The sequence below is a fragment of the Pseudolysinimonas sp. genome, from assembly GCF_051954455.1.
Taxonomy (GTDB): domain Bacteria; phylum Actinomycetota; class Actinomycetes; order Actinomycetales; family Microbacteriaceae; genus Pseudolysinimonas.
Window position 1 is genome coordinate 45,512 of sequence record NZ_JBQCHS010000024.1, and the last position, 24,058, is coordinate 69,569.

Sequence of the window (24,058 nt, forward strand, 5' to 3'; positions counted from 1 at the left end):
GCTCGAACCCCCAGGAGATCGCGATGAGTCAGGATGCACCCGCCCGCCAGGATCCGCCCCGCGAAGAGCACCACGAGCTGAGGGCCGACGGCATCACCGCCGCCGGCTCGATCGTGATGGCCGTCGCCGGCAGCGCTCCGGCCTACTCGATCACCGCGACCACCGCGGTCCTCATCGCCGCGGCGGGACTCGCCAGCCCCGCCGCCCTGCTCTGGTGCGGGCTGCCGATGCTCGGCATCGCGTGGGCCTTCGCCTACCTCGGCCGTGCCGACGTCAACGCGGGCGCCGCCTACTCGTGGGTGGGGCGCGCGCTGCACCCGATCCTCGGATTCCTGGCCGGGTGGGCGCTGGTGGTGTCCGCGACGATCTTCATGGTCGCGGGAGCGCTCCCGGCCGGCGCCGCGACCGTCTCGCTGTTCGACGAGAAGGCGGCGAGCAACACGCTCCTCGTCACCGTGGTCGGCGCGGTCTGGTTCCTCATCATGGCGCTCGCCGTGCTGCTCGGCGTGCGGGTGACCGCGCGGGCGCAGTGGATCATGTCCACCGTCGAGGTCGCCCTGCTCGTCGTCTTCGGCGTCCTCGCGATCGTGCGGGCCGCGGGCAGCGACCACGCCGGACCGTCGTTCGACTGGAGCTGGCTCGGCTTCAGCCACTTCAGCGGCGTCGGCGGGTTCGTCGCGGCGGCGCTCATCGCGGCGTTCTACTACTGGGGCTGGGACGTGTCGTCGAACCTCAACGAGGAGACCAAGGACGGCCGCAAAGCGGCCGGACGGGGCGGGATCATCGGCGTCATCATCGTCTTCCTGCTGTTCGAGGTCTTCACGATCGCGGTGCAGGTGCTCCTGCCGGCCAAGGTCATCGCGAAGAGCGACGGCAACATCCTGTCGCTGCTCGGCGACGTGCTGTGGCCCGGGATCGGCGGCAAGATCCTCGTCATCGCCGTCGCGCTCTCGACGATCGCCACGCTCGAGACGACGCTCATCCAGGTCACCCGGTCGCTGTTCGCGATGGGACGCGACCACACGATCCCGCTGGTCTTCGGGCGCGCGCACAAGAAGTGGCGCACCCCCGCATTCGCGACGCTCGTCGTCACCGGGGTGTCGATCATCCTCTTCATCGGGTCGAACTTCCTCGGCAGCGTGGGCGACATCCTCTCCAACGCGGTGTCGTCGATCGGCATCCAGATCGCGTTCTACTACGCGCTGGCCGCGATCGCGGTGATCGTCGCGTACCGACGCCTGGTGTTCCAGTCGGTGCGGAACTTCATCTTCATCGCGCTCTGGCCGGGACTCGGCGCCGCGTTCATGGTGTTCGTGTTCGTGGCCGCCATCCCGAACTCGACGCTGCCCGTCATCCTCATCGGCTTCGGCGCGCTCGCGATCGGCGTCATCCCGCTGATCATCTTCTGGCGCAAGGGGCGGGCCTACTACGGTCGGCGCCCGCTCGAACTGCCGGAGGAGCTGGTCACCAGCCAGATCGACATCTCGTCCAACGACCCCAAGGTCCAGTGAGGCGGACCGCGCCGCCGATCGGACTCAGAGCACGCTGATCGCGGTCGCGCGCCAGCGGCGGTCGAGGCCCTCGAGGCGGATCGCCACGGCGCGCGACCGGGCGCGGTTGTGGACGACGACGACCGCCTCGACGACGCCGTCGCGCGGCTCGCACACCCGCACCGACCCGAGCGTGAAGGCGGGACGCTGCGGCGCCTGACCCTTCGCGTGCCGAGCGCGAGCGGCGAGCACGACCCGCTTCAGCAGCACGCGGTAGACGTCGTCGCTGACCCAGCGGGCGATCTGCTCCAGGTCGCGGGCGCCGGCGAGGATCTCGACGACGCAGCGCGTGAGGTTCTCGAGCAGGGGCGCGGGGTCGGGGAGGGTGCGGGTCGAGGCGGGCTGGCGCCCGAAGTACTCCTCGGTGTCGAGCCGCGCATAGGCGCGGTGGACGTTGCGGTCGATGGCCCCCACGACAGCCGTGCTCATGCATCCCCCTGCGATCGCTCCGAAAATGGCCCCCGTACGGGGGTGGTGACACCTAAGCACGACTCATCTCTCGATGTCGAGGGGGAGATCTCCCCTGTGGAGAATCAGGCGGGCGACCCCGGGGCGGTGGATACGGTCACCGCGTGCGGTGGGACGATCTCTTCGCCGACCTCGAGGGTCAGCTGGAGCAGGGCCTCGGCGCCGAGGACCTCGACCTCGCCGCCGAGGAGGAGCGCCTGCGCCTCGGCCGCCTGGGGCTGCGCGATCGCCTCGCCGCCCTGGCGGGAGAGGAGCTCGCGCTGGAGCTGCGCGACGGCTCGCGACTGCCGCTCCGCATCGAGACCATCGGCCGGGACTGGGTCTCGGGCATGGCGGCGGAGAGCCGTGGACGCTCCTGCGTCGTGCCGATCGACGCCGTCGCGGCGATCCTGCCCGGACCGGACCTCGTCCCGGCGTCGCTCGCGGGCCAGGACGAGCACCCCGACGCGCTCTCGCGGCGTCTCGGCCTCCCGTTCGTGCTCCGCGACCTCTGCCGCCGTCGCAGCCCGGTCGCCGTGACGACGACCACGCGGGCGCTGCACGGCACCATCGACCGGGTCGGGCGCGATCATCTCGACCTCGCCGAGCACGATCCGGGGGAGCCGCGACGCGCCGCAGCGGTCCGCTCGATCCGCATCCTGCCGTTCTCCGTGATCCTGCTGGTGCGGTTCTGACCCCGGTCAGCGGTCGATGAACAGCTCCGGGACGTCGGTGAACTCGGCCTGACGCCAGAGGCCGCTACGACGGCTCTCCTCGTACTTCGCGGCGATGTAGTCCTCGAGCCGGTCCCGCTCGATCCGCCAGTGGCCGCCGCCCACCTTGATCGCCGGCAGCTCGCCCGAGCGCACCAGACCGTAGGCCTGGCCGGCGGACACGTTGAGGATCTCCGCGACATCGGCCAGCGTGAGGAAGCGGCCGAGCGCGCCATCGGATCCCGTCATGGCTCCGATTATGGGCGGCGGGGGTGAGCCGCAGCGGGTGTGTGGATAACTCGCGGAGCCCGGTCGCTGTGCGGGTGAGCATGTCGCCATGACCGACACCGCCTCCGCACCCCCGCTGCGTCGCCGGCCGTTCGCCGACCCGCGTCTGCTCGTGGGCCTGCTGCTCGTCGCCGCCTCGATCGCCGCGACGGCGGGCATCGTCGCCGCCGTCGACCGCCGCGTGCAGGTGTACGCCGCCGCCGGGCCTCTCGAGCCCGGGCAGCGGATCGCGGCCTCCGACCTCGTGTCCCGCGGTGTCGCGCTCGACGGATCCGACTCCCTCTACCTCGGCGTCGGCGACGTGCCCCGCGGAGGTCTCGTCGTGACCCGCGCCGTCGCGCAGGGCGAGCTCGTCCCGGCTGCGTCGGTCGGACGCACGAGCGATGTGGATGCAACCTCGCTCGTCCTGCGCGTCGCGACCCGGGTCAGCGCCGCGGTCAAGCCGGGAGCGTCGATCGACGTCTGGTCGTCCGCCGCACCGGACCCCGGCGCGACCACCGGCGACGACGCTCCGGCGACCGCGCCGCCGACGGTGCTCGTCGCCGGCGCGACCGTCGTGCGGGTGCTCGACGAGCAGCAGGCGCTCGCGGTCGACCGCGACGGCAGCGCGGTCGAGGTCCGACTCCCGCGCGCGCGGGTGGCGCGGGTGCTCGCCGCGCTCGCGGCCGGCGACCAGCTCGCGATCGTGCCGGCCGGCCTCGGGCTGGGGTGGGGATCGTGACCGACGTCGCCCTCGCGCTGCCGCTCGCCGAGGAGGAGACGCTCGCCGCCGATGCGGCCCGGCACGGGCATCGGATCGTCGCGCGCTGCTCGGGTGGCGACGAGCTCGCCACCCGGCTGGCTGCCGCCGACCCGGAGCTCGTCGTATGCGGCGCGGCACCGCAGTATCTGAGTCCGCGCCTCCTCGACGCCTGCGATCGACGCGGTGTGCGGCTCGTCGCCCTGGCGGCGGGGCCGACCGAGCGTCGGCAGGCCGCCGTGCTGGGGTTGGTCGACGTGCTCGAGGCTCCGGCCGGGTGGGAGGCGATCGTCCCGTCGACGGGCGGCCGAGCCGTCGACCTCGCGGGCGCCGACCCGGCCGAGGAGATCCTCGTGCGACCGGTCGGCCGGGCGCCGGAGCGCGGGCGCGTGATCGCGGTCTGGGGTCCGGCGGGCGCTCCGGGGCGCACCTCCGTCGCGATCGCGCTCGCCGCCGAGTTCGCGCTGCGGGGCAGCAAGGTCGCGCTCGCCGACGCCGACACGCACGGCGCCGCCATCGCGCCCGCGCTCGGTCTCCTCGACGAGGCGCCCGGATTCGCCGCGGCGTGCCGGCTCGTCGCCGGGGGCGCTCTCACCAACGCCGAGCTCGACCGCATCGCGCAGCCGCACGGCACCGGGACCCTCCGCGTGCTGACCGGGATCGGGCGGGCGAGCCGCTGGCCGGAGCTCGGGGCCGACCGCGTCGAGGGTGTGCTCGCGGCGCTCCGCGAGTGGGCGCCGGTGACCGTCGTCGACACCGCGGCGAGCCTCGAGGAGGACGAGGAGCTCTCAAGCGACCTCGTCGCCCCGCGCCGCAATGCCGCGACCCTCGCGGCGCTCCGGGCCGCGGATCGCGTCGTCGCGGTCGCGTCGGCCGACCCCGTCGGCCTCGCCCGCTATCTGCGCGTGCACGCCGATCTGCTCGAGCTGGTCGGACCGGACCGCGTCGTCACCGTCGTCAACAAGGTGCGGGCGAGCGCCATCGGCCTCGGCCCCGCGGCGCAGGTCCGGCAGACGCTCGCGCGGTTCGGCGGGGTCCGCGATCCGCTGCTGGTGCCCTGGGACCTCGCCGCCTTCGACGCCGCGCTGCTGAGCGGACGCCCCGTCGGCGAGGCGGCGCCCCGCTCCGCGGCGAGCGCGGCGATCCGCGAACTGGCCGATCGGCTCGCGCCGGATCCGGCCCCCGCCGTCCGGCGCCCGCGGAGGTTCCGCCGCGCGTCCTGAGCCCCGTCCCGGGCCGCCCGGCATCGGGACCGACGCGGCGACCGTCCGGCCGCGCCTAGGCTGGATCGCATGTCGACCCTCTCGGAGCTGGCGGTCGCGCAGGGACGCACGGACGCCGACGTCGAGTGGCTGCACCTGCTGGTCGCCGACGGTCAGCTCATCGCCGACCTCGCGTTCGCCGACGTCGTGCTCTGGCTGCCCGCCTCCGACGGGGGGTTCATCGCGGCCGCCCACTCCCGGCCGTCGTCGGCGGCGACCCTCTTCTACCGCGACTTCGTGGGCCAGCCCATCAAGCCGGAGTGGCGGCAGCAGGTCTCCGACGCGTTCGCGACCGGCGAGATCATCGACACGGCCGCGCCCGACTGGTACGAGGAGACGCCCACGCGCGTGCGCGCCGTGCCGGTCATGCGCCGGCTCTCGGCGAGCGACGCGGAGACCACGCACACCCCGATCGCGGTGCTCACCCGGCACAGCAACCTGAGTGAGGCGCGCACGCCGAGCCGGCAGGAGTTGACCTTCAACCAGTGCGCGAACGACCTGTTCGCGATGATCGCGTCGGGCGACTTCCCCGACCTCGGGGCGCCGTCCGGTCCGCGTCGCGGGGCCCCGCGTGCGGCCGACGGCCTCATCCGCCTCGACGTCGACGGGGTGGTCACCTTCGCGAGCCCCAACGGGCTCTCCGCCTTCAACCGCATGGGATTCCAGGGCGAGCTCGAGGGGGAGTCGCTGGCCGAGGTGACGACCCAGCTCCTGCAGGGCAAGCTCATCGTCGACGAGTCCCTGCCGCTCGTCGTCACCGGGCGCGCGCCGTGGCGCACCGACATCGAGGCGCGCGGCGTCACGGTGACGCTCCGCACGATCCCGATCCGCCACCACGAGGAGCGGGTCGGGGCGATCGTCCTGGTCCGCGACGTCACGGAGGTGCGGCACCAGGAGCAGGAGCTCATCACCAAGGACGCGACGATCCGCGAGATCCACCACCGCGTCAAGAACAACCTGCAGACCGTGGCGTCGCTGCTGCGCATCCAGTCGCGTCGCGCGCACAGCGACACCGCTCGCGAGGCGCTGACCCAGGCGATGCGCCGGGTCGCGGCCATCGCCGTCGTGCACGACACCCTCAGCCAGGGGCTCAGCCAGAACGTCGACTTCGACGACGTGTTCGACCGCGTGCTCATGCTCATCGCCGAGGTCGCGTCGACGCACAACACGACCGTCCACCCGACGAAGAAGGGCAGCTTCGGCGTGCTGCCGAGCGAGTACGCGACGCCGCTCGCGCTCGCGCTCACCGAACTCGTCACGAACGCCGTCGAGCACGGGCTGGCCGGGCGCGACGGCACCGTGGAGATCTCCGCCAAGCGGCGCGACGATCAGCTGATCGTCAAGGTGCGCGATGACGGTGTCGGACTGCCCGAGGGGCAGGTCGGATCGGGGCTCGGCACGCAGATCGTGCGCACCCTCATCCAGGGCGAGCTCGGCGGCACCATCGACTGGCACACCCTCGAGGGCGAGGGCACCGAAGTCACGATCGAGGTGCCGACCCTCTGGATGACGCGCAGCTGACGCGGCGCGTCACGGCATCCACCCACGGGTGCGACGAATCGCACGGGAGCATCGGAGTGGCCGCCGAGGCGCTGCGGAACGGTCGCGCGGAGGCGCGATCCGAGCGCTCCGGTGCGGGGTCAGCTGGCGCGGCGGGCCCGGGCGGCGCGGCGCTTCAGCGCCCGACGCTCGTCCTCGCTGAGGCCGCCCCAGACGCCCGAGTCCTGGTTCGTCTCGAGGGCGTACTGGAGGCACTGCTCGGTGACGGAGCAGCGGGCGCACACGGCCTTGGCCTGGTCGATCTGGTCGACGGCGGGGCCGGTGTTGCCGACGGGGAAGAACAGCTCGGGGTCTGCAGCGAGGCAGGCGGCCTTGTCACGCCAATCCATGTGGTGCTCCTCTGTGTTGCTCTGACGCGAGCGCACGGCATGGATTCGTGGTTGCGGCCGCGCGCAGCTGAAGGGAATCCGTAGATTTGGGGGATTAGTCTGCGGACTCACCTACCGCGTTGTAGGCGTCACATCAACCGCCACCAGAGTTTCATACTTGTTACGGCGAATCAATAGTTTCGAATAGGACGACCCTGTGAACCGACCCCGCCGTCCGCCCCTCCTCTGGGTGCTCGTGGGCCTCCTGACGGTCGAGTTCCTGCTCGTCGCGGGCCTCACGGTGCTGCTCGCGGTGTCGCTCGCCGACGGCGGCGCGGGAAGTCTGGCGAGCGGTGTCGCCCTGACCGTCATCGCCGCGATCGCCGCGATCTGGTTGGGGGCGATGGTCGTGGGGGCGTTCCGCGGTCAGGCGTGGATCCGGGCGGCGGCCGTGGTCTGGCAGGTCATCCAGATCGCGGTCGGCGTCGGCTCGCTGCTCGGGGCTCTCGCCCAGCCGTGGATCGGATGGCCGCTGACGATCGTCGGCGTCGGCGCGTTCGTCCTCCTCTTCACACCGTCGGTGGTCGATGCGACCCGGCGCCGCGACGACGCCGCCATGTGACTAGGCCGCGAGTCCGAGCTTCTTGCGCAGCGCCGCGACGTGACCGGTGGCCCGCACGTTGTACTGCGCGAGCTGGATGCGGCCGTCCTCGTCGATCACGAACGTCGAGCGGATGACGCCCACGACCGTCTTGCCGTACATCGACTTCTCGCCCCACACGCCGTAGGCCTCGTGGACCGCGCGGTCGGGGTCGCTGAGGAGCGGGAAGGTCAGGTGCTCCTCCTCGGCGAACCTCTTGTTCTTGGCCGGTTGGTCGCGCGAGACGCCGAGCACGGCGTAGCCGGCCGCCGCGAGCGAGCCGAGGCTGTCGCGGAAGTCGCAGGCCTCCTTCGTGCAGCCCGGCGTCGACGCCTCGGGGTAGAAGTACAGGATCACCTTGCGCCCGCGAAGGTCGGCGAGCGCGACCTCGTCGCCGGCCTGGTCGACGAGGGTGAAGTCGGGGGCGATGTCGCCCGGCTCGAGGCGTGATGCGGCCATGTTCTTCTCCTGTTAGAGTTGATCCCCGGCCCAGTCAATCAGGGTCGAGCACCTCTAGCTCAATTGGCAGAGCAGCTGACTCTTAATCAGCGGGTTCCGGGTTCAAGTCCCGGGGGGTGTACCACCCCGGTCTCTTCTGCGCCCCGTTCGCGAGCTTCGTAACAGAGGTACGCATTCGCGTCGCGCCCGCGGACGTCGTGCGAGCCTGTCTGCACTCGGGCGGGAGGCTGGTCCCGCCCCGACCTCGCAGGTCGGAAGGCGTGAACAGGATCATGAGCACTTCACCCGACGAGCGGGCGGCGGGCTTCACCACCCGTCAGCTGCGCGCCGGCGACGCCGACGGGTCGCGCATCGCCCCCCGCGCCCTCCCCATCTACCTCACCGCGGGTTTCGAGCTCGCCGACTTCGACGCGGCGGCCGAACAGTTCCACGGCGGCGACGGCTACTCGTACACCCGGGTCGCCAACCCGACGACCGATGCGCTCGAGCGTCGGATCGCCGACCTCGAGAGCGGCGCCGAGGCGCTCGTCGTCGGCAGCGGCCAGGCGGCGACGTCGATCGCGCTCCTCGGGCTGCTGCGCGCGGGCGACCACATCGTCTCGGCGGCGAGCATCTACGAGGGCACCCGCGGGCTCCTCCTCGACAACCTCGCCCGGCTCGGCATCACGGTCGACTTCGTCGCCGACGCGGCGGACCTCGGGGCGTGGGAGCGGGCGATCCGGCCCGAGACGCGGGTGCTGTTCGGGGAGTCGATCCCGAATCCCACGAACGACCTGTTCGACATCGCCGCGGTCGCCGACCTCGCCCACGCCCACGGCATCCCGCTCGTCATCGACAGCACCCTCGCGAGCCCGTACCTCCTGCGCCCCATCGAGCACGGCGCCGACATCGTGGTGCACTCCGCGAGCAAGTTCCTCGCGGGTCACGGGGCCGTGCTCGGCGGCGTCGTCGTCGACAACGGCCGCTTCGACGCGGCCCGGTCGGGGGAGCTGTTCCCGCACCTCGTCGCGCGCGACCGGCTCGGCGGCCCGAGCCCGTGGGAGCGCGCCGGCGGCCGCGCCCGCATCGCCTACCTCCGCGACGTGGTCGCCCTGCGCTTCGGCCCGACGGCGTCGCCGCTCAACGCGTTCCTGATCAACCAGGGGATCGAGACGCTGTCGCTGCGGGTCGAGCGGCAATCGGCGAACGCTCTGGTTGTCGCGCGGTGGCTCGAGGAACGGCCCGAGGTCGCCTCCGTCGCGTACGCCGGCCTGCCGTCGAGCCCGCACCACGCGCTCGCGACGCGCTACCTGCCGAACGGCTTCGGCTCGGTGTTCGCGTTCACGCTGCACGGGGGGCTCGCGGCGGCGCGCGCGTTCGTCGACGCGCTCGAGGTCTTCACCCACATGACGCACCTCGGCGACGTGCGCTCGCTCGTGCTCCACCCGGCGTCGACGAGCCACACCCTCCGGAGCGCCGAGGAGCAGGCGGCGGCCGGCATCCTGCCCGGCACGCTGCGGGTCTCGATCGGCATCGAGGACGCGCCCGACCTGCTCGCCGACCTCGAGCGCGGCCTCACCGCCGCGCGCGCCGCGGCGCCCGCCGGTCGGACGGCCCACGAGGTGGCCGCATGAGCCGGATGCAGCACCTCGGCTGGTTCCTCGCGCGCGGCTTCGGCCCGCAGGGCTGGGGCCACCCCTCCCTCGACTGGGACTGGGACTGGACGCGCCCCGACCTGTACCAGCAGTCCGCCCGCGAGCTCGAGCAGGCGGGCGTCGACCTGCTCATCATCGAGGACGCGCCCTCGCTCGGGAACGCCGCGACGATCGACACCCGCATCCGCCAGGCGTTCGGCGGACCGAAGTTCGACCCGCTGCTGCTCGCGCCCTACCTGTTCGCGGCGACCCGGCACCTCGGCGTCGCGCCGACGGTCAACCCGGCCGCGTACCTGCCGTACACGGCCGCGCGCCAGTTCGCCTCGCTCCAGCACCTGAGCGGCCACCGGCTCGGCCTCAACGTCGTCACCGACACCGGGAGCGCGCGGCACTTCGGCACGGAGCCGCCGCTCGCGCACGATGCGGCCTACGACCGCGCGGAGGAGTGGCTCGACGGCGTGAAGCGGCTGTGGCGCTCGTGGGGCGAGGGGGCGCTCGTCGCCGACTCCTCGATCCCGCTCTACGCCGACGGCTCGAAGCTCGACCCGGTGCGGCACCGCGGTGAGTACTTCGGGTTCGACGGGCCGCTCAACGCGATCCCGTTCACCGACGGCGAGCCCGCAATCGTCTCGCCCGGCGGATCCGGGCGCGGCCTGGCCTTCGCGGGCGCGAACTCCGACGTGCAGCTCGCGCTCGCGCCGCTCGACGTCGAGTCCGTCCGTGCCTACCGGGCGAGGATCCACGCCGCGGCCGTCGAGCGCGGCCGGCAGCCGTCGGACATCACGATCCTGTTCGCGATCCAGCCGGTGCTCGTGTCGAGCACCGAGGAGGCCGACCGGCTCGTCGCCGCCTCGGCGCACCCTGACGACGCCGGGATCCGGCTCATCGCCGAGCGTCAGTCGAGCGACCTCGAGACCGACCTGACCGCGCTCGACCCCGACCGGCCCCTCGACCTCGCGATCTTCGGCGACCACGTCTCGCGCGGCAGCATCAACCGGCTGGTCGGCGGGGCCGACCCGTCGACGCCCCTGCGCGAGCTGCTCGCGCGCCAGGCCCGTCTCGGCCGGCTCTCCGACCGCTCCGGGTTCGTCGGCACCGCCGACGAGCTCGCCGACCTCTTCGAGGAGCTCGGCGACGACGCCGACAACGACGGCTTCCTGCTCTGGGGCGACATCCATCCCGTGACCGTGCACCGCATGCTCGACGAGCTCGCCCCGATCCTGCGGCGGCGCGGGATCCTGCGCCGCGAGTTCGGCGACGGCGGGCTCCTGCAGAACCTGCGGGACTTCTGACGGCCACCGTCGTCGGCATCTCGGGCACGCTGCACGCACCGTCGAAGACCGATCGGGTGCTCGACGCGATCCTCGCGGCCGTCGCGGACCGCACCGGCGCGACCACCGCCACGGTCTCGGTGCTGGACCACGGGCACGCGATCGTCGACGCGCTCGCGGCCCCGCCGGCTCCCGCGCTCGCCGCCGCTGACGAGCAGGTGCTCGCCGCCGACGCCCTCGTCGTCGCGACCCCCGTCTACAAGGGGTCGTACACCGGGCTGCTGAAGGCCTTCGTCGACCCGCTCGCGCCGGCCTCGCTCGCGGACGTGCCCGTGCTCCTCGCCGCGATCGCCGGCGACGACCAGCACGCGCTCGTCATCGACCACGAGCTGCGGCCGCTGTTCGGCTTCTTCGGGGCCGCGGTGCTGCCGCGGGGCGTCTATGCGCGGGGCGTCGATCTCGCCGACCCGGAGGCGCTCTCGCCCGCGCTCGCGGAGCGGATCGACGCGGCGGCCGAGCGGCTGGCGGCGGCGCTCCTCTGACGCCGAAGGGTCAAGCGGACGGGGGAGTGCGCGGAGCCCGCGGGGCGCGCGCACGCGGCGCCCGAGCCTGCTTCGGCGCGGGCGCGCTCTCCGGCCGGTCGATGACCGCCGGAGCCGGAGCCGGAGCTGGAGCCTTCGGGGCCAGCGGCACCGACGCCGCCTCCCGCTGCGCGGCGATGTAGAGCTCCGCGGCCTTCGTCGCCGTCAGGAGGTAGCGCACGAGGATGACGAGGAACGCGATGATCCCCGCGAGGACGACGAGCGCGACGACCACGGCCACGATCGCCGCCCCGACGCCGTAGGTCGCGCGGAGCAGCTCGCCGAGCGGGCCGTGCGGTCCGGGGCCCGGCCACGGGCCGTGCATCAGTAGCGCTCCTCGAGCTCCCGCAGCTCGGCCTGGCGCGACTTCTCGAGCACGTCGCCCACCGCGATCGCGATCCCGATGCCGAGGCTGGCCCACATGAGGACGAGCCGCCAGTCGCGCGGGCCCTCCTTCGACGCCCGGGCGAGCCCGATCGCCGGGAAGATCGCGGACCAGATGCCGGGGCTCAGCAGGAACTTGCGCACGGCTCCACGGTAGCGACGCCCGTCGGAGGCCGCATCCGTCGCCAGCCGACCCTCAGGTCGATCGCGTCACGCGGTGCGCTTGGCCTGGCGCTTGGCCGCCTTGCGCTCCGCGCGCGCCTTCAGCATGTGCGAGGGGCCGACGCCGAGCGGATCGCGCTCCGCGTGCTCCTGCCCGACGTACTTCTTCGCGTACGCGACCGTCTCGATCAGCACGTCGAGCTTCGGCTGCTGCTCCTTCTCCTTGCGCGTGATCACCTCGGCGACCACGTTGCCGCTCCAGTGGTTCTCGGCGAGCCAGGTGAGCGTCTCGGCGACGGGCTGGGTGCCGTGCCCCGGGGGCAGGTGCTCGTCGAGGATCTGCCCCTCGTCGGCCGACCTGCGCCCGTCGCAGAGGTGGATGTGCTTGAGCCGGTCGCCCATCGCCTGCGCCATCTGCAGCGAGTCGCGACCCGCGAGCGAGGCGTGGGAGAAGTCGAGCGTCATCGCGTCGACGTCCATCTCGAGCGGATCCGAGCTCGGCTTGTAGGCCTTGATGCCCCGCCCGCCGACCTTCCACGGGAACATGTTCTCCACGCAGATGTCGACGCCGCTGGACTGCGCCGTCTCGCGCACGACCTTCTCGAAGCGGTCGGCGTACTCGCCCTGCCAGCGGAACGGCGGGTGGACGACGACCGAGCCGGCGCCGAGGCGAGCGGCGTGCTCCGCCGACTTCTCGAGCTTGATCCGCGGGTCGCGGCCATAGACGAACGTCGTCAGCAGCAGCACCGGCGCGTGCACCGAGAGGATCGGCATGGTGTACCGCTCGCTCAGGCGGAGCAGGGCGTCGGCGTCCTGCGTGGTCGGGTCGTTCGTGATCATGACCTCGACGCCGTCGTACCCGGCGAGACGTGCGAGGCGGAAGGCCTGCTCCATCCCCAGCGGATAGACGCAGGAGGTGCTCATCCCGATCGAAATCATCAGACCCACAACCTAACCGAGCGACGTGACGGGGGCGTGACACGCACAGGAACTGCGTGGACCGCTCGAGGGATTCGGTGCGGGGGCAGGATCGGATGGTGACGGTCTTCCGCAAGCAGCGCGCCGACGCGCCCCCGGGCTTCTTCGCGGCGGAGGCGGCCGGGCTGCGCTGGCTGGCCGAGGCCGAGTCGGTCGGCGGGGCCGCCGTCGTCGCGGTGCGCGGCGTGGGGGAGGGCTGGATCGAGCTCGACCGTCTCGCGTCGGCGCGCCCGACGGCGGAGGCGGCGCGCGTCTTCGGGGCGGCGCTCGCGCGCACCCACGCGGCTGGTGCCGCGGCGTTCGGCGCCGCCCCCGGCGACGGTCCGTGGTTCATCGGCCGGCAGGAGCTGCCGTGCGATCCGAGCGCGACCTGGGGCGCGTTCTACGCGGCGCAGCGGGTGCTGCCGTTTGCGCGCCGCGCGCACGAGCGGCGCCACCTCGATGCCCGCGGCCTGGCCGTCGTCGAGGAGGCGTGCGCGCGGATCGCGTCGGGCGCGCTCGACGACGACGAGCCGCCCGCGCGCCTGCACGGCGATCTCTGGAACGGCAACGTCGCGTGGACGCCCGCGGGGGCCGTGCTCATCGACCCCGCGGCGCACGGCGGTCATCGCGAGACCGACCTGGCGATGCTCGCCCTGTTCGGCCTCCCGTTCCTCGACGTCGTGCTCGACGGCTACGACGCGGCGGCGCCGCTGCGGCCGGGCTGGCGGGATCGCGTGCCGATGCACCAGCTCCACCCGCTCGCCGTGCACGCCGCGTCGCACGGCGCGGCCTACGCGGAGCCGCTCGCCGCCGCTGCTGAGAGCACGCTCGGACTCGGCTGATAGCGTCGGGACCATGGACGACGAGACGTACCCCTTCGTCGTCGTCAGCAACCGCCTCCCGGTCGATCGTGTCGTCGACGAGGACGGCACGGAGCACTGGCGCCAGTCGCCCGGCGGCCTGGTCACCGCCCTCGAGCCCATCATGCGCGAGGCCGACGGAGCCTGGGTCGGCTGGGTCGGCGCCCCCGATCTCGAGCACGAGCCCTTCGATCACGACGGCATCCGCATCGTGCCGGTCGCGCTCAGCGAGGACGACATCCAGCGCTACTACGAGGGCTTCAGCAACGACACCCTCTGGCCGCTGTACCACGACGTGATCGCGCCGCCGAGCTACCACCGGATCTGGTGGGACAGTTACGTCAGCGTCAACCAGCGCTTCGCCAACGCGGTCGCGGCGGTCACCTCCGAGAACGGCACCGTCTGGGTGCAGGACTACCAGCTGCAGCTCGTGCCGCGGATGCTGCGCCAGCTCCGCCCGGACCTGACCATCGGGTTCTTCAATCACATCCCGTTCCCGGCCTACGGCATCTTCAGCCAGCTGCCCTGGCGCACGCAGATCGTCGAGGGCCTCCTCGGCGCCGACGTCATCGGCTTCCAGCGCTCCGCCGACGCGGGCAACTTCTCCCGGGCGGTACGGCGCCTCGTCGGCTACCCGGCGAAGAGCCCCGTCATCGACGTGCCCGCACGCGGCGACAGTCCGGCGCGCAGGGTGGTCGCGCGGGCCTTCCCGATCTCCATCGACGCGGCGGGATTCGAGGAGCTGGCGCACCGCCCCGAGGTCGAGGCGCGCGCCGCGCAGATCCGCCACGATCTCGGCGACCCGAAGCGGATCCTGCTCGGCGTCGACCGGCTCGACTACACCAAGGGCATCGGCCACCGGCTGAAGGCCTACCACGAGCTCCTGCAGGACGGCCGCGTCGACGTCGAGGACGTCGTGCTCGTCCAGGTCGCGAGCCCGAGCCGCGAGCGCGTCGACACCTACCGTCAGCTGCGCGACGAGGTCGAGCTGACCGTCGGCCGCATCAACGGCGACTTCGGCGGGATCGGCCGCGAGGCCGTCAGCTATCAGCACCACGGTTTCCCGCGCGAGGAGATGGCGGCGCTCTACCTCGCGGCCGACGTCATGCTCGTCACGGCCCTCCGCGACGGCATGAACCTCGTCGCGAAGGAGTACGTGGCGGCGCGGTTCGACGAGGACGGCGTGCTCGTGCTCTCCGAGTTCACCGGGGCCTCCGACGAGCTGCGGCAGGCGGTGCTCATCAACCCGCACGACATCGACGGGATGAAGGACGCGATCGTCCGGGCGATCGAGATGCCTCGGCCCGAGCGGCGCCGGCGGATGCGGGCGCTGCGCAAGCGCGTGCGCGACAACGACGTGGCGCACTGGTCGCGGGAGTTCCTGCGCACGCTGGCCGAGCACTCCCGCGGCGGGTCCGACCCGCTCGGCGAGCTCGAGTGGACCGTCGACCGGGCCCCGCGGAGCTGACGTGGACGAACCGCTGGATCCCGGGCTCGTCGACGCCCTCCGCGCCTTCGCCGGGCCGGGCCGGGTGCTCGTCGCCCTCGACTTCGACGGGACCCTCGCCCCGATCGCCGACCATCCGGGCGGGGCGCGGACGCTGCCCGCCGCGCACGACGCGATCGAGCGGCTGCTCGCGGCGCCCGAGACCGAGGTCGCCTACGTCAGCGGCCGCTCGCTCGCGAGCCTCGTCGACGCCGCCCGGCCGCCGGCGGGGTCGCTGCTGGTCGGGTCGCACGGGATCGAGGTGCGCCTCGACGACGGGGCGGAGCCGCTCGCCCTGCACGACGACGAGCGCGCCCGGGTGCGGGAGCTCCACGACCTGCTCGAGCAGGTCGCCACCCGTCACGAGGGCGTCTGGGTCGAGGACAAGCCGGCCGGATCCGCGCTCCACACCCGGCAGGCCGACGACGACGTCGCGGAGACGGCCGAGCGGGAGGCGCTGGCGGAGACCGAGGCGCGGCTGCCCGGCCTCACCTCGCGGGGCGGCAAGAGGATCCTCGAGTTCTCCGTCCGCGACGCGACGAAAGGGGACGGGCTCGACCTGCTGCGCGCGCATGTCGGCGCCGACCGTGTGCTCTACGCGGGCGACGACCTCACCGACGAGGACGCGTTCGCGGTGCTGCGCGACGGCGACGTCGGGATCAGGAGCGGGCCCGGGGAGACGCGCGCCGCGTTCCGCGTCGCCGGTCCCGAGGAGATGGCGGCCGCGCTCGCGCTTCTCGCCGACGCCCGCGCCTGAGGGACTGCCGCCGCGCGCCCCAGCCGAGCATGCCACGCCGCTGGGCCGAGTACGCCTGCGCATCCGCGAGCCCTCAGCGACGAAGGTTCAGGGGAGGCCCGCCGAGTCGCGGTCCGGCGCGAGCGGTGTGCGGCGCGTCTCCTGAAGTTTCGACGGGGGGCGGAGCCGAGGGGGCGCATCGACCGGGGGCGGAGGGGAGGGGCGCTTCGACGTGGCGGAATCCGGTCGCCGCTCCCGCGCGTCGGTGGCGCCCGCGCGGCGGCGCTACCCTCGTCACATGCCGGAAACAACGCCCGAATCGGCCGCGCCCGCCGTCGACTGGAAGCCGCGCAGCCGCACCGTCACCGACGGCATCGAGGCCATGACGAGCCGCGGGATGCTCCGCGCGGTCGGCATGGGCGATGAGGACTGGGAGAAGCCGCAGGTCGGCATCGCGAGCTCCTGGAACGAGATCACCCCCTGCAACCTGAGCCTCGCCCGCCTCGCGCAGGCCGCCAAGGAGGGCGTCCACTCCGGCGGCGGCTACCCGCTGCAGTTCGGCACCGTCTCGGTCTCCGACGGCATCTCGATGGGCCACGAGGGGATGCACTTCTCGCTCGTCAGCCGCGAGGTCATCGCCGACTCCGTCGAGACGGTCATGCAGGCGGAGCGCCTCGACGGCTCGGTGCTGCTCGCGGGATGCGACAAGTCGATCCCCGGCATGCTCATGGCCGCCGCCCGGCTCGACCTGGCGAGCGTCTTCCTCTACGCCGGGTCGATCGCGCCCGGCTGGGTGCGCCTCTCCGACGGCTCGGAGCAGGACATCACCATCATCGACTCCTTCGCCGCGGTCGGCGCCGTGCAGGCCGGCCTCATGAGCGAGGAGGACGCGCACACGATCGAGTGCGCCTTCGCGCCCGGCATGGGCGCGTGCGGCGGCATGTACACCGCCAACACGATGGCGTCGGTCGCCGAGGCGCTCGGCCTCTCGATCCCCGGCAGCGCGAGCCCGCCGGCCGCCGACGGACGCCGCGACTACTACGCGCGCCGCTCGGGCGAGGCCGTCGTCGAGCTGCTGCGGAAGGGCATCACCGCGCGCCAGATCCTCACCAAGGAGGCGTTCGAGAACGCGATCGCCGTCGGCATGGCGCTCGGCGGGTCGACGAACATCGTGCTGCACCTCCTCGCGATCGCCCACGAGGCGGGGGTCGAGCTCGACCTCGACGACTTCAACCGGATCGGCGCCAAGGTCCCGCACATCGGCGACCTGAAGCCGTTCGGCCGCTACGTCATGAACGACGTCGACCGTCGCGGCGGCATCCCGGTGCTCATGAAGGCCCTGCTGGATGCAGGCCTCCTGCACGGCGACTGCCTCACCGTGACCGGCAAGACCATGGCCGAGAATCTCGCCGACATCGACCCGCCGAAGCTGGACGGCACGGTGCTGCGCACCCTCGAGGACCCGATCCACGCGACCGGCGGCCTCACGATCCTCAAGGGCTCGATGGCGCCCGAGGGGGCGGTCGTCAAGACGGCGGGCTTCGACAAGGCGACCTTCGAGGGCCCGGCGCACGTGTTCGAGCGCGAGCGTGAGGCGCTCGACGCGCTCGCCGCCGGCCGGATCGCGAAGGGCGAGGTGGTCGTCATCCGCTACGAGGGCCCCAAGGGCGGTCCCGGCATGCGGGAGATGCTCGCGATCACCGCCGCCATCAAGGGCGCGGGGCTCGGAGCGGATGTCCTACTATTGACGGACGGACGATTCTCGGGCGGCACAACCGGCCTCTGCATCGGCCACATCGCACCCGAGGCGGTGGACGCTGGTCCCATCGCCTTCGTGCGCGACGGAGATCTGATACGGGTCGATATCGCAGCACGGACGATCGACCTACTCGTCGACGCCTCCGAGCTGGAGAGCCGCCGTTCCGGCTGGGCTCCCCTTCCCCCGCGTTACACCCGCGGCGTCCTCGCGAAGTACTCCAAGCTCGTGCGCTCCGCTGCGGAGGGCGCGGTCACGGGGTAGCCGCGTCCCGCCTCCGATCTCAAGGACACCTCCATGGCCTCCACCGAGCCGCCGATCCTCACCGGGTCCGGCGCCATCCTCGCCAGTCTCGAGAAGCTGGGCGTCACCGACGTCTTCGGCATCCCGGGCGGCGCCATCATGCCGTTCTACGACGAGCTCATGTCGTCGACCGCGGTGCGGCACATCCTCACCCGGCACGAGCAGGGCGCCGGTCACGCAGCGGAGGGCTACGCCGCCGCGTCGGGCCGGGTCGGCGTCTGCATCGCGACCTCCGGCCCCGGCGCCACCAACCTCGTGACCGCGATCGCCGACGCCTACATGGACTCGGTACCGCTCATCGCGATCACCGGGCAGGTCTTCTCGACCGTCATGGGCACCGACGCGTTCCAGGAGGTCGACATCGTGGGCATCACGATGCCGATCACCAAGCACTCGATCCTCGTGAAGACGCCGGAGGAGGTGCCCGCCGCCCTCGCCGAGGCGTACCAGATCGCGACCACCGGCCGCCCCGGCCCGGTGCTCGTCGACGTGACGAAGGACGCGCAGCAGAACTCCGCGCCGTTCATCTGGCCGCCGAAGCTCGACCTGCCGGGCTACCGGCCGGTGATCAAGGCGCACGGCAAGCAGATCGTCGCGGCGGCGGAGCTCATCGCCGCGTCGAGCCGGCCGGTGCTCTACGTCGGCGGCGGCGTGGTCCGCTCGGGCGCGGAGGCGGAGCTCGAGAAGCTCGTGACCGCGACCGGCGCCCCGGTCGTCACGACGCTCATGGCGCGCGGGGTGTTCCCCGACTCGCGGCCGGAGAATCTCGGGATGCCGGGCATGCACGGTGCCGTCCCCGCCGTCCTCGGCCTCCAGGAGTCGGACCTCATCGTCGCGATCGGCGCGCGCTTCGACGACCGGGTGACGGGCAAGGTCGCCGACTTCGCCCCGCACGCCAAGGTCGTCCACATCGACATCGACCCGGCCGAGATCGGCAAGATCCGCCAGGCCGACGTGCCGATCGTGGGCGACGCCAAGGAGGTCCTCGTCGATCTGCTGGACGCGTTCCTCGGGCTGCGGAAGCTGCCGGACCTGCAGCCGTGGTGGGCGCGTCTCAACAAGCTGCGCGAGGACTTCCCGCTCGGCTACACGGAGCCCGACGACGGTCTGCTGTCGCCTCAGGCGATCATCGCCCGCATCGGCGAGCTGACGGGGCCCGAGGGCGTCTACGCGGCGGGGGTCGGCCAGCATCAGATGTGGGCGGCCCAGTTCATCAGGTACGAGCGCCCGCACGCCTGGCTGAACTCCGGCGGCGCCGGGACGATGGGCTACGGCGTGCCCGCGGCGATGGGCGCCAAGGTCGCGGAGCCCGAGCGGGTGGTCTGGGCGATCGACGGCGACGGGTGCTTCCAGATGACCAATCAGGAGCTCGCCACCTGCACGATCAACGACATCCCGATCAAGGTCGCGATCATCAACAACTCGTCGCTCGGCATGGTGCGCCAGTGGCAGACCCTGTTCTACGACGGCCGCCACTCGTTCACCGACCTCAACACCGGGCACGACACGATCCACGTGCCCGACTTCGTGAAGCTGGCCGAGGCGTACGGCGCCCTCGGCATCCGGGTCACGAAGAAGGAGGAGGTCGATGCGGCGATCAGACTGGCGCTCGAGACCAACGACCGACCCGTGGTCATCGACTTCGTCGTGAGCCGCGACGCGATGGTGTGGCCGATGGTGCCGCAGGGCGTCGGCAACTCGCAGGTGCAGTACGCCCGGGACCACGCCCCGGCGTGGGAGGAGGAGTAGTCATGAGTCAGCACGTGCTCTCCCTCCTCGTCGAGGACAAGCCTGGTCTGCTGACCCGTGTCGCCGGGCTCTTCGCCCGCCGCGGCTTCAACATCACCTCGCTCGCGGTCGGCACGACCGAGGTCGAGGGGCTCTCGCGCATCACGGTCGTGGTCGACGTCGAGGAGCTGCCGCTCGAGCAGGTGACGAAGCAGCTGAACAAGCTCATCAACGTCATCAAGATCGTGGAGCTGGACCCCGCCCAGGCCGTCCAGCGCGAGCACCTGCTCGTCAAGGTGAAGGTCGACAACCAGACCCGCTCGCAGATCCTCGAGGCGGTCACGCTGTTCCGCGCCCGCGTCGTCGACGTCGCGACCGACGCGCTCGTCGTCGAGGTGACCGGCGACAGCGGCAAGGTGCAGGCGTTCCTGCGGGTGATCGAGCCCTACGGCATCCGCGAGATCGCCCAGTCCGGGCTCCTCGCGATCGGGCGCGGGTCCAAGAGCATCACCGAGCGCGTCTTCAAATCCTGACCCGCCCTCCGGGCGACCAGAGAACAGCCACCCCAACCAGAAGGAAAGAAATGCCCACCGAGATCTTCCACGACAACGACGCGGACCTGTCGATCATCCAGGGCCGCAAGGTCGCCGTCATCGGCTATGGCTCGCAGGGTCACGCGCACGCGCTGAACCTCCGCGACTCCGGCGTCCAGGTCAAGATCGGCCTGAAGCCCGACTCGAAGTCGGTCGCCAAGGCGCAGGAGGCCGGGTTCGAGGTCCTCACCGCCGCCGAGGCCGCGAAGTGGGGCGACGTCATCGTCATCCTCGCGCCCGACCAGCACCAGCGCGGCCTGTTCGCCACCGACATCAAGGACAACCTGGAGCCCGGCGACGCGATCCTCTTCGGTCACGGCTTCAACATCCGCTTCGGCTACATCGAGGCGCCGGAGGGCGTCGACGTGATCATGGTCGCACCCAAGGGCCCGGGCCACACCGTGCGCCGCGAGTACGAGGCCGGCCGCGGCGTGCCGGTCATCGCGGCGGTCGAGAAGGACGCCACGGGTCACGCGTGGGATCTCGCCTGGTCGTACGCCAAGGGCATCGGCGGCCTCCGCGCCGGCGGCATCAAGACCACCTTCACCGAGGAGACCGAGACGGACCTGTTCGGCGAGCAGGCCGTCCTCTGCGGCGGCATGAGCCACCTCGTGCAGGCGGGCTTCGAGACCCTCGTCGAGGCGGGCTACCAGCCGCAGATCGCGTACTTCGAGGTCCTGCACGAGCTGAAGCTCATCGTCGACCTGATGTGGGAGGGCGGCATCGCCAAGCAGCGCTGGTCGATCTCCGACACGGCCGAGTACGGCGACTACGTCTCCGGCCCGCGCGTGATCGACGCGCACGTGAAGGAGAACATGAAGGCGGTGCTGTCCGACATCCAGGACGGCACCTTCGCCACGCGCTTCATCGCCGACCAGGACAACGGCGCGAAGGAGTTCCTGGAGCTCCGCGAGAAGGAGGCCGCGCACCCGATCGAGGCGACCGGGCGCGAGCTGCGCGCGCTCTTCGCGTGGAAGCAGCAGGACGCGGACTACACCGAGGGCTCCGCGGCGCGCTGACCCTCACCGATTGACGCAGAAGCCCTGTGCGGGAGAGCCCGCACAGGGCTTCTGCGCATGATGGCGGTCGGCGCGGGCGTAGGGTCGCGAGCATGGAGCATGCGGGCACGACCGTCACCACCCTCGACGAGCTCGAGGAGATCGTCGGCCTTCCTACGGCGCGCGCGGCCGCCAAGGTGCGCGACCGGCTCCACCCCGTCGACGAGGCCTGGATCGCCGCCACCCCGCTCGCGTTCGTCGCGACCCGCGGCGACGACGGCGGCCTCGACGTGTCGCCGAAGGGCGACCCGGCGGGCTTCATCCGGGTGCTCGACGACCGGACCGTCGCGATCCCGGAGCGGCCGGGCAACCGGCGCGTCGACGGCTTCCGCAACGTGCTCGCCGACCCGCACGTGGGCCTCATCCTGACGATCCCCGGCCGCGGCGACACGCTGCGCATCAACGGCCGCGGCACGATCCTGCGCGACGCGCCGTTCTTCGACGACATGGTCGTCAAGGGGCACCGCCCCCTGCTCGCCCTCGTGGTCGACGTCGACGAGGTGTTCTTCCACTGCTCGAAGGCGTTCCTGCGCTCGGCGGCGTGGGATCCCGAGACCTGGACACCGGACGCCGCGCCCCGTCGCGCCGTCATCGCGCACGAGGTCGAGCGGCCCGACGACAGCGTCGCCGACCTCGACGCGTACTACGGCGCCTCGTACGCGGAGGGCATCTACCGGGGCTGAGCCAGCGGATACGGCGGGGACGGCGGCTCAGTACCGCGGCAGCTCCGGGTCGACCTGCACCGCGTAGGCGTCGATCCCGCCCGTGAGATGGCGCACCCGGGTGAAGCCCGCGCGCTCGAGCATGCCGAGAGCGCGCGAGGACCGCACGCCGTGGTGGCAGTACACGACGAGCGGTGCATCCCGATCGAGCTCGTCGAGCCGCTCCGGCAGCCGCCCGAGCGGGATGTGCACGGCGCCCGGCAGGGACACGAAAGAGACCTCGGGATCCTCGCGCACGTCGAGCAGGACGGGCACCGGCTCGTGCACGCCGAGGGTGCTCGCCCCGGCCAGGAGCTTCGCCAGCTGCGGCGCGGTGACCGAGTGCGAGGTGTCGGGTTCCGGGATCGTCGTGCGCTCCTCGATGGAGCCCGGCCGCGGCGCGCCGTCCTCGCGGTGATACGTGAACTCCTGGAACGAGCCCGTGCGCGCGTCGTAGACGACGGCGCGGCCGAGGAGCGGATCGCCGCTTCCGCTCAGGAGCTTGAGGGTCTCGGCCGCCATGATGCCGGCGACGACCGAGCAGACCGCGGGCAGCACCCCGGCCGAATCGCCGTCGGCGTCCTCGACATCGTCGGTCGACGCGTCCTCCGGGTGCAGGTCGCGGTAGTCGACCCCCCGCTCATCCCAGGCGACGCCCGCCCGGCCGACCCAGCCGAGCGCCGATCCCCAGACCATCGGGATGCCGCGGACCGCCGCCGCGTCGTTGGCGAGGTAGCGGGTCGCCCGGCTGTCGCTCCCGTCGACCAGAACGTCCGCGTCGAGGAGCAGGTCGAAGGTCGCGCCCTCGACGAAGCGCTCGACCCGGGCCGTGAGGTCCGCGTCGGGGGCGAGGCGGCGCAGCGCGTCGACCGCGGCCTCCGCCTTCGGCCTGCCGATGTCGTCGACGCCGAACAGGGTGTGCCGATGCAGGTGCGACTCCTCGACACGGGCGTCGTCGACGACCGTGATCCGGCCGATCCCGGCGCCCGCGAGCGTCGACAGGACGGCCGAGCCGATGCCTCCCGCCCCGACCACGACGACGTGCGCGGACGCGAGGCTCTCCTGCCCGCTCGCGCCGAATCCCTCGAGCGCGCGCTGGCGGACGAACCGCGTCGCCCCGGGATCCACCGCCATGCCTCGATTCTGGTGGAACATCCCGAGGTGCGCTCGGCGCCGGTCAGTCGGTGTGCGGGCGTCCGATCGTTCCGAGCACCGTGACGACGCCCGTGATGACCGCGGCGAGGAGCGCCGGCCAGCCGAGCCCGAGGCGCAGAAGCAGGGCGCCCGCGGCGGCGCCGGCTCCGATCAGCAGGATCGCGCCCGCACGCCGGGCCCACGGGTGCGTCGCCGTGCCGCGCCCGAAGCGCGAGTCGAAGGCGAGGCCGACGAGCGTCGAGGTGACGACGACGGTCGTGATGTCGGCGACGCCGATGTGCCGTGCCGCGCCCGCCTGCATGCCCATCGCCAGCGCGAGCAGCCCGGTGACGACGTAGGCGAGGGCCTGCGGACGCGAGTCGGCGCTCGCGAACGCCAGGATCGCCGCCGCGAGGAGGAGGAGCGAGACGACGCCGAGCAGCACCGTCGTGCGCAGCGACCAGCCGGCCGGCAGCCCGCGGAGCGTGCGCCCGGAGATCGCCGCGCCGACGAGGAAGAGCGCGAGCGCGAGCAGCGGACCCCAGATCGGGAGCCCGTCCGCCCCGGTGAGCGCCATGGCCAGGATGACGACGTTGCCGGTCATGTTGCCCGTGAAGACGCGATCGAGCCCGAGGTAGCCGACCGCGTCGGCGACGCCCGTCGAGAACGTCAGCGCGAGCATGAGTCCGAGGTGCAGGCCCGCGGGATGGTCGCGGAGTCGGGACGCCATAGGCTGCAAGCTACC

26 protein-coding genes and 1 tRNA gene are annotated in these 24,058 nt (G+C 72.4%); 18 read left to right on the forward strand and 9 right to left on the reverse strand.

Annotated elements, in window-relative coordinates; all coding sequences use genetic code 11:
• Positions 1-23 precede the first annotated feature (23 nt).
• Complete coding sequence (locus ACTHM3_RS11095; protein WP_440406161.1) at positions 24-1,511, forward strand: APC family permease; 1,488 nt, start codon at positions 24-26, stop codon at positions 1,509-1,511.
• A gap of 24 nt (positions 1,512-1,535) precedes the next feature.
• Here the strand turns inward: ACTHM3_RS11095 and ACTHM3_RS11100 are convergent, their stop codons facing one another.
• The gene (locus tag ACTHM3_RS11100; protein WP_440406162.1) at positions 1,536-1,979 is read right to left on the reverse strand and encodes an Rv3235 family protein; all 444 of its coding nucleotides are present in this window, start codon (positions 1,977-1,979) and stop codon (positions 1,536-1,538) included.
• Positions 1,980-2,122: 143 nt separating this feature from the next.
• On the opposite strand from ACTHM3_RS11100, the gene ACTHM3_RS11105 reads away from it, so the two are divergent.
• Positions 2,123-2,692: a hypothetical protein gene (locus ACTHM3_RS11105; RefSeq protein ID WP_440406163.1), complete on the forward strand. Its 570-nt coding sequence runs from the start codon at positions 2,123-2,125 to the stop codon at positions 2,690-2,692.
• 6 nt (positions 2,693-2,698) lie between these two features.
• Here the strand turns inward: ACTHM3_RS11105 and ACTHM3_RS11110 are convergent, their stop codons facing one another.
• Positions 2,699-2,959, reverse strand: coding sequence for a helix-turn-helix domain-containing protein (locus ACTHM3_RS11110; protein WP_440406164.1), 261 nt, complete (start codon positions 2,957-2,959; stop codon positions 2,699-2,701).
• Between the two features lie 88 nt (positions 2,960-3,047).
• On the opposite strand from ACTHM3_RS11110, the gene ACTHM3_RS11115 reads away from it, so the two are divergent.
• From ACTHM3_RS11115 to ACTHM3_RS11125, 3 genes are all read left to right on the forward strand, one after another.
• On the forward strand, positions 3,048-3,719 hold the full coding sequence (locus ACTHM3_RS11115) for a hypothetical protein (protein ID WP_440406165.1): 672 nt from the start codon (positions 3,048-3,050) through the stop codon (positions 3,717-3,719).
• The gene (locus ACTHM3_RS11120; RefSeq protein WP_440406166.1) at positions 3,716-4,960 is read left to right on the forward strand and encodes an AAA family ATPase; all 1,245 of its coding nucleotides are present in this window, start codon (positions 3,716-3,718) and stop codon (positions 4,958-4,960) included. The genes ACTHM3_RS11115 and ACTHM3_RS11120 overlap by 4 nt, the downstream gene beginning before the upstream one ends.
• Before the next feature lie 69 nt (positions 4,961-5,029).
• Positions 5,030-6,520 (forward strand): sensor histidine kinase, encoded by a 1,491-nt coding sequence (locus ACTHM3_RS11125; RefSeq protein WP_440406167.1) that lies wholly within the window; start codon positions 5,030-5,032, stop codon positions 6,518-6,520.
• A 119-nt stretch (positions 6,521-6,639) separates the two neighbouring features.
• On the opposite strand, the gene ACTHM3_RS11130 is transcribed toward ACTHM3_RS11125, so the two are convergent.
• Positions 6,640-6,888 (reverse strand): WhiB family transcriptional regulator, encoded by a 249-nt coding sequence (locus ACTHM3_RS11130; RefSeq protein ID WP_440406168.1) that lies wholly within the window; start codon positions 6,886-6,888, stop codon positions 6,640-6,642.
• Positions 6,889-7,084: 196 nt separating this feature from the next.
• On the opposite strand from ACTHM3_RS11130, the gene ACTHM3_RS11135 reads away from it, so the two are divergent.
• Positions 7,085-7,489 carry a hypothetical protein gene (locus ACTHM3_RS11135; RefSeq protein WP_440406169.1) on the forward strand — a complete coding sequence of 135 codons (405 nt, stop codon included), beginning with the start codon at positions 7,085-7,087 and terminating at the stop codon, positions 7,487-7,489.
• Here the strand turns inward: ACTHM3_RS11135 and bcp are convergent, their stop codons facing one another.
• The gene (bcp, locus tag ACTHM3_RS11140; RefSeq protein WP_440406170.1) at positions 7,490-7,966 is read right to left on the reverse strand and encodes a thioredoxin-dependent thiol peroxidase; all 477 of its coding nucleotides are present in this window, start codon (positions 7,964-7,966) and stop codon (positions 7,490-7,492) included.
• A 48-nt stretch (positions 7,967-8,014) separates the two neighbouring features.
• Between bcp and ACTHM3_RS11145 the strand changes: the two genes are divergently transcribed.
• The 4 genes from ACTHM3_RS11145 (at position 8,015) to ACTHM3_RS11160 (ending at position 11,413) form a co-directional block, all read left to right on the forward strand.
• A tRNA-Lys gene (locus ACTHM3_RS11145) sits at positions 8,015-8,090 on the forward strand.
• A 148-nt stretch (positions 8,091-8,238) separates the two neighbouring features.
• On the forward strand, positions 8,239-9,579 hold the full coding sequence (locus tag ACTHM3_RS11150) for an O-acetylhomoserine aminocarboxypropyltransferase/cysteine synthase family protein (RefSeq protein WP_440406171.1): 1,341 nt from the start codon (positions 8,239-8,241) through the stop codon (positions 9,577-9,579).
• Positions 9,576-10,892: an LLM class flavin-dependent oxidoreductase gene (locus tag ACTHM3_RS11155; RefSeq protein WP_440406172.1), complete on the forward strand. Its 1,317-nt coding sequence runs from the start codon at positions 9,576-9,578 to the stop codon at positions 10,890-10,892. Before ACTHM3_RS11150 ends, ACTHM3_RS11155 begins: the two co-directional genes overlap by 4 nt.
• A 17-nt stretch (positions 10,893-10,909) precedes the next feature.
• Positions 10,910-11,413, forward strand: coding sequence for an NAD(P)H-dependent oxidoreductase (locus ACTHM3_RS11160; RefSeq protein ID WP_440406245.1), 504 nt, complete (start codon positions 10,910-10,912; stop codon positions 11,411-11,413).
• 10 nt (positions 11,414-11,423) lie between these two features.
• Here the strand turns inward: ACTHM3_RS11160 and ACTHM3_RS11165 are convergent, their stop codons facing one another.
• From ACTHM3_RS11165 to ACTHM3_RS11175, 3 genes are all read right to left on the reverse strand, one after another.
• The gene (locus ACTHM3_RS11165; RefSeq protein ID WP_440406173.1) at positions 11,424-11,777 is read right to left on the reverse strand and encodes a hypothetical protein; all 354 of its coding nucleotides are present in this window, start codon (positions 11,775-11,777) and stop codon (positions 11,424-11,426) included.
• The gene (locus tag ACTHM3_RS11170; RefSeq protein WP_440406174.1) at positions 11,777-11,980 is read right to left on the reverse strand and encodes a hypothetical protein; all 204 of its coding nucleotides are present in this window, start codon (positions 11,978-11,980) and stop codon (positions 11,777-11,779) included. The genes ACTHM3_RS11165 and ACTHM3_RS11170 overlap by 1 nt, the downstream gene beginning before the upstream one ends.
• A gap of 66 nt (positions 11,981-12,046) precedes the next feature.
• Positions 12,047-12,922 carry a sugar phosphate isomerase/epimerase family protein gene (locus ACTHM3_RS11175; protein ID WP_440406175.1) on the reverse strand — a complete coding sequence of 292 codons (876 nt, stop codon included), beginning with the start codon at positions 12,920-12,922 and terminating at the stop codon, positions 12,047-12,049.
• A gap of 92 nt (positions 12,923-13,014) precedes the next feature.
• Between ACTHM3_RS11175 and ACTHM3_RS11180 the strand changes: the two genes are divergently transcribed.
• From ACTHM3_RS11180 to ACTHM3_RS11215, 8 genes are all read left to right on the forward strand, one after another.
• Positions 13,015-13,800: a fructosamine kinase family protein gene (locus ACTHM3_RS11180; protein ID WP_440406246.1), complete on the forward strand. Its 786-nt coding sequence runs from the start codon at positions 13,015-13,017 to the stop codon at positions 13,798-13,800.
• 13 nt (positions 13,801-13,813) lie between these two features.
• Entirely contained in the window at positions 13,814-15,286 is a 1,473-nt protein-coding gene (locus ACTHM3_RS11185; RefSeq protein WP_440406176.1) for an alpha,alpha-trehalose-phosphate synthase (UDP-forming), read from the forward strand.
• Between the two features lies 1 nt (position 15,287).
• Positions 15,288-16,061, forward strand: coding sequence for a trehalose-phosphatase (gene otsB, locus ACTHM3_RS11190; protein ID WP_440406177.1), 774 nt, complete (start codon positions 15,288-15,290; stop codon positions 16,059-16,061).
• A gap of 277 nt (positions 16,062-16,338) precedes the next feature.
• Positions 16,339-18,060 (forward strand): dihydroxy-acid dehydratase, encoded by a 1,722-nt coding sequence (gene ilvD, locus ACTHM3_RS11195; protein WP_440406178.1) that lies wholly within the window; start codon positions 16,339-16,341, stop codon positions 18,058-18,060.
• A gap of 33 nt (positions 18,061-18,093) precedes the next feature.
• The gene (locus ACTHM3_RS11200; protein ID WP_440406179.1) at positions 18,094-19,848 is read left to right on the forward strand and encodes an acetolactate synthase large subunit; all 1,755 of its coding nucleotides are present in this window, start codon (positions 18,094-18,096) and stop codon (positions 19,846-19,848) included.
• A 2-nt stretch (positions 19,849-19,850) separates the two neighbouring features.
• Complete coding sequence (gene ilvN / locus ACTHM3_RS11205) at positions 19,851-20,360, forward strand: acetolactate synthase small subunit (RefSeq protein WP_440406180.1); 510 nt, start codon at positions 19,851-19,853, stop codon at positions 20,358-20,360.
• 50 nt (positions 20,361-20,410) lie between these two features.
• Entirely contained in the window at positions 20,411-21,439 is a 1,029-nt protein-coding gene (gene ilvC / locus ACTHM3_RS11210; protein WP_440406181.1) for a ketol-acid reductoisomerase, read from the forward strand.
• A 92-nt stretch (positions 21,440-21,531) separates the two neighbouring features.
• On the forward strand, positions 21,532-22,161 hold the full coding sequence (locus ACTHM3_RS11215) for an MSMEG_1061 family FMN-dependent PPOX-type flavoprotein (protein WP_440406182.1): 630 nt from the start codon (positions 21,532-21,534) through the stop codon (positions 22,159-22,161).
• A gap of 27 nt (positions 22,162-22,188) precedes the next feature.
• Here ACTHM3_RS11215 and ACTHM3_RS11220 read toward each other — a convergent pair whose 3' ends face one another.
• Positions 22,189-23,313: a ThiF family adenylyltransferase gene (locus ACTHM3_RS11220; RefSeq protein ID WP_440406183.1), complete on the reverse strand. Its 1,125-nt coding sequence runs from the start codon at positions 23,311-23,313 to the stop codon at positions 22,189-22,191.
• A 43-nt stretch (positions 23,314-23,356) separates the two neighbouring features.
• Positions 23,357-24,043: a YoaK family protein gene (locus ACTHM3_RS11225; RefSeq protein ID WP_440406184.1), complete on the reverse strand. Its 687-nt coding sequence runs from the start codon at positions 24,041-24,043 to the stop codon at positions 23,357-23,359.
• Positions 24,044-24,058: the final 15 nt, after the last annotated feature.

Coding starts and splice junctions, on each gene's coding strand:
- ACTHM3_RS11095 (WP_440406161.1), top strand. CDS start 24: ATGAGTCAGGATGCACCCGCCCGCCAGGATCCGCCCCGCGAAGAGCAC.
- ACTHM3_RS11100 (WP_440406162.1), bottom strand. CDS start 1,979: ATGAGCACGGCTGTCGTGGGGGCCATCGACCGCAACGTCCACCGCGCC.
- ACTHM3_RS11110 (WP_440406164.1), bottom strand. CDS start 2,959: ATGACGGGATCCGATGGCGCGCTCGGCCGCTTCCTCACGCTGGCCGAT.
- ACTHM3_RS11115 (WP_440406165.1), top strand. CDS start 3,048: ATGACCGACACCGCCTCCGCACCCCCGCTGCGTCGCCGGCCGTTCGCC.
- ACTHM3_RS11125 (WP_440406167.1), top strand. CDS start 5,030: ATGTCGACCCTCTCGGAGCTGGCGGTCGCGCAGGGACGCACGGACGCC.
- ACTHM3_RS11130 (WP_440406168.1), bottom strand. CDS start 6,888: ATGGATTGGCGTGACAAGGCCGCCTGCCTCGCTGCAGACCCCGAGCTG.
- bcp (WP_440406170.1), bottom strand. CDS start 7,966: ATGGCCGCATCACGCCTCGAGCCGGGCGACATCGCCCCCGACTTCACC.
- ACTHM3_RS11150 (WP_440406171.1), top strand. CDS start 8,239: ATGAGCACTTCACCCGACGAGCGGGCGGCGGGCTTCACCACCCGTCAG.
- ACTHM3_RS11155 (WP_440406172.1), top strand. CDS start 9,576: ATGAGCCGGATGCAGCACCTCGGCTGGTTCCTCGCGCGCGGCTTCGGC.
- ACTHM3_RS11165 (WP_440406173.1), bottom strand. CDS start 11,777: ATGCACGGCCCGTGGCCGGGCCCCGGACCGCACGGCCCGCTCGGCGAG.
- ACTHM3_RS11175 (WP_440406175.1), bottom strand. CDS start 12,922: ATGAGCACCTCCTGCGTCTATCCGCTGGGGATGGAGCAGGCCTTCCGC.
- ACTHM3_RS11185 (WP_440406176.1), top strand. CDS start 13,814: ATGGACGACGAGACGTACCCCTTCGTCGTCGTCAGCAACCGCCTCCCG.
- ilvD (WP_440406178.1), top strand. CDS start 16,339: ATGCCGGAAACAACGCCCGAATCGGCCGCGCCCGCCGTCGACTGGAAG.
- ACTHM3_RS11200 (WP_440406179.1), top strand. CDS start 18,094: ATGGCCTCCACCGAGCCGCCGATCCTCACCGGGTCCGGCGCCATCCTC.
- ilvN (WP_440406180.1), top strand. CDS start 19,851: ATGAGTCAGCACGTGCTCTCCCTCCTCGTCGAGGACAAGCCTGGTCTG.
- ilvC (WP_440406181.1), top strand. CDS start 20,411: ATGCCCACCGAGATCTTCCACGACAACGACGCGGACCTGTCGATCATC.
- ACTHM3_RS11215 (WP_440406182.1), top strand. CDS start 21,532: ATGGAGCATGCGGGCACGACCGTCACCACCCTCGACGAGCTCGAGGAG.
- ACTHM3_RS11220 (WP_440406183.1), bottom strand. CDS start 23,313: ATGGCGGTGGATCCCGGGGCGACGCGGTTCGTCCGCCAGCGCGCGCTC.
- ACTHM3_RS11225 (WP_440406184.1), bottom strand. CDS start 24,043: ATGGCGTCCCGACTCCGCGACCATCCCGCGGGCCTGCACCTCGGACTC.